2 pseudogenes are annotated in these 3,520 nt (G+C 22.8%); both read right to left on the reverse strand.

The window, feature by feature from the left end:
- Positions 1-3,031, reverse strand: a pseudogene (locus BN1173_RS03245) (UvrD-helicase domain-containing protein); the annotation flags it as partial.
- 6 nt (positions 3,032-3,037) lie between these two features.
- Positions 3,038-3,520 (reverse strand): annotated as a pseudogene (locus tag BN1173_RS03250) (exodeoxyribonuclease V subunit gamma); the annotation flags it as partial.

A 3,520-nucleotide genomic window follows, 5' to 3' on the forward strand; every position in this document is an offset into this window, starting at 1 on the left:
GTTTATAAATTTTTGTATTTATTTTGATTAAAAATTCCATTTCTTTTTGTAATTCTTGAATTTCACATAATTTGGTATCAATAAAATTAATTTTTTTATTTAGCATATTATAAATCATCTTTATCAGTAGTTCTTGTATCATAGGTGTATTTAATTTTGAATTGAAATATTCTATTTTTTGTTGTATAAGCATGCTATTGTTTTTTTTAAAATTGCTTAAACTGTCTTTTGCATCATTAAAATTTATGTCTTTCATTATTTCATGTAAAATATTTCCAATATCTTTTCCCTTTGGAAGTGCATTTTTATTGTGAATTGCGTCATTATCATAAGTTTCATCATCTGTTATATTTTGATTTATAGTATTATAGCTTGATGTAAGACTTGTATAGCTATGTATATATTCTTGTCTAAATAGATATTTATTTATTGGTGGTGGAGGGATTAATGTTATTGATTTTTGTTGATCATTATTGATGTCTGATTGGTTATATTGATGATAGTTATTTAGGTTAGGTATATTAAAATTTAGATTTATTCCATCAATTGTATTTATTTCTGCTAATCTTAACATTTTGTTTATTATTGTGCCTTGATTGATAATAAATAGTGCAAACTTGGATCTTGTTGTTCCTACATAAAAAATGTTTTTTTCTTCATTTAAAATCTTATTTTTAGCCAATTGTTGATTTTCTTTTAATATCAAAAAATCATATTTTATTTTATTGTTTAAGTAATATTTGTAAAATATGTCTGTTTTTTTTATTAGAGTATCGTTATTTTGAGTATCACCTATTAAAAATACAATATTAAAACCCAAACCTTTTGATTTGTGAATGGTTAAAATTTCTATGGATTGATTGTCATTATTAGTTTGTTCCTCATATTGTTCAATATTTTCAATATCTCTTCCAAGTATTAGATCTTCTAGAATACAAATTAGTGATTCTATGTTTTTGTCTTTATAGTAAGTTTTTAAAATGAAATTTAGGCTTGATTCATAGTTTTGAAGTTCTTCAAATTTATTTTCATTTATCAAATTTTCTTTGTAATTTTGTTTTGATTGTGCAAATTTAGTAAATTCATCATTATTGAGATCTTTTGCAAGATTGATCCATAAATCTTGTTTTGAGATGATTTCATCTATTGCTTGCATTAATGTTATTTCTTGATTTTCAAGTAAATATATTATGTCACTAATGGCTTCTTCTATATTTTTTATTTTGTTATTTTGAATTAAATTGAGATGTAGTTCCCATGGCAAATTTATCATTTTGCTAGTTAAGACGTAATTTAAAGTTTTAAAGTCTTGCTTTCTATTTAAACATTTAACTAGATAGAAAATTTCATTAAATTCTTTTGTTTTAAAAAAAGGTTCTTTGGTTTTATGAGTTTTGATATTATTGTTTTTAAGTTCTCTGTCTATGAAATTTATTTCTTTGCTTGTTCTGCATAGTACTTTTATATCTGATTTTTCAATTTGTCTTAGTTGATTATTATCATAGATTTTTCCGTTTATTAATAAATATTTTATTATTAATGCTGTCTTTTGGAATACATTATCATTTTCTTCAGCTTGTATTATATTTATTGCTTTTATTTCTTGATCATTTATAAAGATTTTATTGTTGTCATTTTTGGGTTCAGTTTGCAGTTGAACAAATTCTATTTGTTCAATTTTATCTGTGTGTGTTTTATTATAGATACGTTCAAACATAATATTTAAAGGTTTGACCAACTTTTTATTTGATCTGTAATTTGTTAATAGAGTGATCCTTGCATCTTTTTTAATTTTATCTTTTATGCCTTGGTTGTAAAATGATATATCAGCATTTCTAAATGTATAAATTATTTGTTTTGGATCAGCTATAAATATTATTTTGATTCCAAAAGAGTTAAGCAATTCAAATATTTTTATTTGTGTTTGATCTAAATCTTGTGCTTCATCTATTAATATGATTTTATGTCTATTCTTAATTGAAGTTAATAGTTTATGTTCAGAAGATTCTAAATGTTTTTTAAAGTTTGTCATTATATGTTTTTGGTCTATGATGTTTGTTGTATTAATGGTATTTTCAAGTTCTTTTTCTATATATTGAAGTATTTTGTGTTCAATTTTTAGAATAACAAATCTTTTTAGTGTGTTTTTATTTTCTTTATTTGTGTTTGTTTCATTGCTAAGTTGTATTAAAGAAGTTTGTATGCTTAATTCTTTGGGTGATAGAGTAACATTTTTCTTTAAATTAGCCTCTATTATTTTGCATAAAAATTTATTGTTTGTAAGTATTTCTGTAATGTGTATTATATCTGTTGCGTGGCTATATTCTATTTCTGATATTTTGATTCCTTGATTATGTTTATTGAGAAAAGTCCTTTTTTCTTCTGTGCTCATTTCTTCTAATTCATCTATTATTGTATTATAATTACAAAGTAATCTTTCTTTATTTTGAAGTATTTGTTTAAAAGTTGTTTGAACTTCTAGCCAATCTCCAAGTTCTTGTGTTTTGTGTCTTTTATAACTTTGTTTTAAAGCTTGAATCATGTCTTTTGTATTTGTAAATTTAGATTTGAAAATTTCAAATTCATCATCTTTGATTTTTAATTCTTTTTTGAGTGAATTTTCTTTTCTTAAAAATTCATAAATTATTTCGTCTATTTCTGATGTAAAGTTTTCTTTTACTGTGTATTTTGAAAAATTTTCTGTTTCTATTTGAAAATTGTTTAGAGAGTATAATGCAAATTTATTTATGGTTGATATAAATATTTTGTTTGATTGTTCATAAATATTTTTTAATAAATTGTCTGTTTTTGCATTTTGATATATATGTTCAATTGATTTTAATATTCTAGTATGCATTTCTTCTGTTGCTTTTCTTGTAAATGTTAATACCAGAATTTCGTTTGGAGTATACATTGTAGTTGTAAGTAGATTTGTGATAATATGTTCTAGTGTGTATGTTTTGCCAGTTCCTGCTGAAGCTTCAATTAATATTTTGTCGTTGTTTTTGATTTTATCTATTATTTCTTTCATATTATTTTATACCTTAATAAATTTAGCATAAAAATTTTGCAGTAATGTTTCTAAATTAGCTTCTATATTTAAATCATGGGTGTCTTTAAAGCGATTGTAATATGGGCACCATGTAATGTCTTTATCTTTAAGAATGAATTCCATATTTTTATTGATACTAATACTTTTTTGTTGATATTTTATTTGTGCTTTTAGTGCTATTGGTAATTCATTTATGTTTTCTATCTTAAGCAAACTTTTTTGTATTAAATCCTTATAAATAGGAGTAGGGTGGCTTGAAATATATGCTATTTGTTTTAGTAAATTTTCAATGTCTAGATGATTTATTTCTTCATTTGTGTATTGATTTTCAATTGATAATTTAGAAGTTTCGTAATTTATTTTTATTTCTTTAATGGATTTTATATTTGTAATTGCAGTTTTGATCATTAATCCTAGCATGTATAGGTTTATTTTTTTATAATTTTCATCCTGACCATAGTATCATTT

Source organism: Borrelia crocidurae (assembly GCF_000825665.2).
Taxonomy (GTDB): domain Bacteria; phylum Spirochaetota; class Spirochaetia; order Borreliales; family Borreliaceae; genus Borrelia; species Borrelia duttonii.